The organism is Steroidobacter sp. (assembly GCF_016790065.1).
Lineage (GTDB): Bacteria > Pseudomonadota > Gammaproteobacteria > Steroidobacterales > Steroidobacteraceae > Steroidobacter.
Genome location: NZ_JAEUPY010000832.1, coordinates 1 through 4,697, shown reverse-complemented (window position 1 = coordinate 4,697; position 4,697 = coordinate 1). Strand labels below are relative to the sequence as shown.

The 4,697-nt window shown below is 61.6% G+C and carries 3 protein-coding genes; all 3 read right to left on the bottom strand.

Annotation, left to right across the window (positions count from 1 at the left end):
• The coding region (locus JNL55_RS33415; protein WP_293865043.1) for an amidohydrolase family protein at nt 1-652 on the bottom strand (652 nt) is incomplete at its 3' end.
• 18 nt (nt 653-670) lie between these two features.
• Complete coding sequence (locus JNL55_RS33410) at nt 671-3,157, bottom strand: S9 family peptidase (protein WP_293865040.1); 2,487 nt, start codon at nt 3,155-3,157, stop codon at nt 671-673.
• Nucleotides 3,158-3,178: 21 nt separating this feature from the next.
• Nucleotides 3,179-4,697 (bottom strand): TonB-dependent receptor (locus tag JNL55_RS33405; protein ID WP_293865037.1); only part of this gene is annotated, 1,519 nt, incomplete at its 5' end.

Here is a 4,697-nt window from a genome sequence, read left to right as displayed (position 1 = left end):
TGGCCCGAATCTCATCTTCGCGGTACTGATTCATCCAGATCGGATCGGTCGGCGACGCCACTCCGCCAGACGCCATGATCTTGATGAAATGAGCGCCGCGTCGCAGCTCCTCGCGTGCGGCCTTGACGCACGCATCCACACCGTCCGCCACGATACCGAGCGTATTGAGATCGCCGGCGCACGAACAATAGCCATGCGTATGTCGGCTCTCATTCATCAGCCGAAAATCGCCATGCCCACCAGTCATGGAAAGCACTTTGCCCGCATATAAAAAGCGCGGCGCGCGGACCAGCTTGTCTTCGATGGCGCGCCACAGGCTCCAATCCCCGCCGCCGCAGTCGCGCACCGTGGTGAAGCCGCAATCGAGCGCGTGACCGAGCATTCGAACGGCATGCGCCGCACGATATGGCTCACCAGCGCGATCAACGTTCTGAAAGTTCACATCCGAGGCGTATGCGTGAATGTGTGCGTCGATCAGGCCCGGCATCAGCGTCCGGCCGCCAACGTCGATCTTCAACGCTGCTTCGCTGCGGATCGGTGTCGATGACACTTCGCGGATCGTGCCCGCCTCGATCAGGACCTGCATGCCCTCCGGACAATCGCCACTCACTCCGTCGAAGACGCGCGCATTCTTCAGTAGTACCGTGTTCATAAGCTCGATCTCGTCGATTCAGGTGCCGGGCACGACCGGTGCGCCGAACTGCAGGCGAAAATCCCGCTGTGGCCGCGTGCCGAGCAGGTGCTCGACGAAGTAGTCCCACGTCCGCTTGGCCACGTAAGGATCGTACTCAACGGTAAAGTGCGTGCGATTGGGAAGGACCATGAGATCGTAGGGTTGGTTCGCACGCGTCAACGCATCGATCAGCCGCATGGTGTTGACCGGCGGAACGTTCTCATCGAGATCGCCATAGATGATCAACAGATCGCCGCGTAACCGATCCACGAGCGACAGCATGTCAACCTTGGCCCAATTGGCCGGCGCCTCGTCAGGCCGCGAGCGATGAGTCGTGCCATTCGCATAGACCGGCGCTCCGAGGTACGGCTCATACGCTCGGTAGTTCGCGGTGTAATCGTACAGCCCCACGGCCGATACGCCGACCTTGAACAGCTCGGGCTGCGTGAGCATCGCGCGGCTCGTGAACGTTCCACCCCACGATGCGCCACTGATGCCGACACGGTCCAGATCCATGCCGGAATAAGCCTTCGCCAGCGCACGGATGACGGCTACGTGATCGTCGATCCCGACCTGAGTGAACTCCGGATAGCCCGCGTCGTTGAAAGCACGCGAGCGCATCGGCGTGCCGCGTCCATCGCTGGTGACGACATGGAAACCGAGCTTGGTGAGCGAGCTCTGTCCCATGCTCATATAGGCCATCGTGAAGTTATAAGGAGCGAATGCAATTTGCGGCCCGCCATAGACCGAGTCGATCACCGGCAAACGACTGCTGCAACTCGCACGATCGGCTGCGTAGTAGACGGCATACACATCAGTAACGCCGTCGGCGGCCTTGACTCGCTTGCGAACCGGCGGCTTCCAGCCAGCCGCGTAAAGTTTCGAAGCATCGGCACGCTCGAGTTCGGTGATGAGGCGACCATCGAGCGTCGAGCGCAACACGGTTCGTGGCGGTTGATCCACCGTCGACCAAGTATCGAGAAACACTCCGGCAGCCGGCATTACGCGTGGCGATTTGGGTGGCACCCCAAAGAGCCGCGCGGACATCGGGCCGCCTGGCGGTTCAAACGAGTGGTCGGCATTCTCGGTGGTGAGCAGTTGCACCGATGCGCGACCGTCCATCCGCGTCTTATACAAATGGCGGTAGTAGGCGTCGCGTCCCGGCTCGCGGCCAACCGCTGTGAAATACACTTCGTTGCTACGCTCATCGACGCTCTCGACGTTATAGACAAGCCAGTCGCCGCGCGTGATGGTCCGCTTCAGGCGACCGTTCTGTGCGTCGTACAGATACAACTGTCCCCAACCGCTGCGATCGGAGAACCAGAGAATTTCTGCGCCGTCTTTCAGCAAGCGCATGTTGTCCTGCGCGTACCACATGGCATTGGTCGTCGGCACCCGCGTGGCCGAAGTTTCTTCGATCACCTTGGTCAAGCGGCCGCTGGCCAGGTCGAAACGGAACAGCCCCAGCATCCGCCAGTCGAAGCTGTGCACCAGCAGGAAGACTTGGTTGTAACGAGCACTCCAGCCAACCACCATGCGCTCGAAGTCGCTGATGAGCACCGACGGCGCGTACTGCTCCGGCAGGCCGACCGGCGTCACTCGCCCGGTCTGCATATCGATGACGTGATATTCGATTTGAGCCACGTCGGCGTCACCGACCACTTCGGTGCGCACCTCGTGCACGATGGGCCGGCGAGAGCCGTCGGTCGGCACCCACTCGACATACGGCATGACGCCGACCTTCCGTTCGTCGACTCGTGCGGTGATGACGTAGCGACTGTCCGGTGACCATTGCGTCGCGAACGGGGCAGCCTTAGCGCCGGATTTGTCGCGAGCGATCTTCGTGAGCGACACGTCCGGCAACTTGCCCCAAGAAAAGTACGCCGCACCGTCGGTGGTCAGCGCCCGCTCCTTACCCGTCGCAATCTCGCGCAGCCAGAGATTGTCGTTGCGGGCAAACACAGCGGAACGACCATCCGGCGACAGCAGCCACGACGCGTCGAGCGGTGCGTCGTCCACGAAACCACACTTGAGCGCAACGATGTCGCAATCAATGAGCTTGTTAGCGACTCGCCCGGAGAGACGCGTCAGCTCATCGTTCACCCGCGCATCAGTCAGTGTTGCTGGCAAAACACCTGCGCTGCTCGTGCCAAGCAGTTGCGCAAGTGCCTGCCCTACTCCGGCGTGATCGAACGCAGGTGCTTTGCTCCCATCGGGCCCGACGAGCACGACCTCCGGCCCGTTGGCACCGTCGCGCCGATACCAGAATCGTCCCGAAGTCCCGATCCAGTGCGGCTCGACAGTTTCGTTACGCACCAAGCCGAACAAGTTCGGGCCCCACAGTCGCGCAGCTGCGGAGTAATCCTCCGCAGTCGGAGCCGGGCAGCTCCCTGACTCGGCAGCACTGGCCGTCCGCAGCAACCCGGCCGCGACGATGAGTAACCCGATGGACAACCCGATCGACAACTTTGAGTGCAAGTTCATGCGTCAACACCTGCCGTGAGATCAGAAGCTCGTGCTCACCATCAAACCGATGGTACGCGGTGTATTGACGCGATAGTTGAATCCGGCCGCTCCGGTCACGCCGACGATTTTGTCGGTCGCGTTCCTCATGAATGCCGTGACCGTCCAGTCATTCCATTCCACGCCGGCACGCACGTCGACGATGGTGTAAGCCGGGTACTTTTCGTACGGCTGCACCGGATCGTCGGGGATCTGCCTCAGCCTCGAAGCCTGCGGACCGATGTGCTGTACGCCGATGTTAGTCGTCGCGGTCAATGCGGTACCCAGCGGATAGCGACCAGCGATCGTCACCGCGCCTTTGTATTCCGGCGTGAAGGGAATCATTGCGTCCTTCGGCACCCTGATCCCGCTGACGGCGTCGATCAGCACTTCGTTGCCCAACTTCGCGTCGGTATAGCCCGCGGACAAATTCACGTTGAAGTACTGCGACGGACGCCAGGCAACGTCGATTTCGCCGCCGACCGAACGTGCCGATCCCACGTTCGCGCTGTAGACGAACGAGAGCACCCCACCGCCGACCGAATAAGGCGGCGTGCTGGCCGTCATCTGCAGGTCCTGCCAGTCGATGTAATAAAGAGCGACGTTCGCCGTCAGGCGATTGTCCAGCCAGCTGGTCTTGGTGCCTATTTCATAGGACCAGGCCGAATCGGCGTCGGAGGTGCGCGGCAACGCCAGCCCGTAGGAATCGGAGATGACCAGGATGGAGGTGTAGATCAGATTGCCGTTACGCGCGCCCCGCGTAGCGCCGCCATAGAACAGCAAATCCGGCGTCGCGCGATACTCGACCAGCACTTTCGGCAGCACTTCCTCGATCGGCAACTCGGTGTGGAACTCGGCCCTCGGGATCGTGAAGACGATCTCTGGCTCGGTCCACAACTGGTACGTGTCGATGTTCTCCTTGAAGTAGCGCGCGCCCACGGTCGTCGTGAGCGCATCGGTCCAGGCATAGCTGAGCTCGCTGGAGACCGAGTACTGCTTGCCCGAGTATTCCTCTTTCTCGATCAGCAGCGAGCCGGGAAACGACAGGACCGCCGACTCTTCCAACGCGTCGAACTCCTGATCGGAGGATTTGTAGTAGGCCGCCATGGTCACACGGGCCTTGCCGATTGGCTCGCTCACGAAACGCAGCTCCTGCGAGAAGCCGCGGTCGTTCATCTGGAAATCCTTGGTGACCGGCAGAAAAGCGAAGGTCACGTTCGGTTCCAGGCCGCGATCACGCCGCTCGCGGTCCCAGTAGCCGGTGATCGCACTGAGCTCACCGAAGGACGCCGTATAGTCGACTCTGGCGCTGGCCACGAGTGCGGAGTCCTGCTGGGGCTCGAGCGCAAAGTTGTTGGTGTTGAGCAAGCGTTCCGGCACGTCGGTCACCTTCCACTCGCTGGCCAAATCGGAATCTTCGTAGGTCACGGACGTGCGCACGCGCAGGTTCTCGCTGGGCTTTGCCAGCAGCACGATGCGGCCGCCCGAACTCTCGAACGAGTTGGCGTCGCGCACGCCGGCG

Bases quoted from the DNA above. Each gene is read 5' to 3' on its own strand.
- JNL55_RS33410 (WP_293865040.1), bottom strand. From the start codon at position 3,157: ATGAACTTGCACTCAAAGTTGTCGATCGGGTTGTCCATCGGGTTACTC.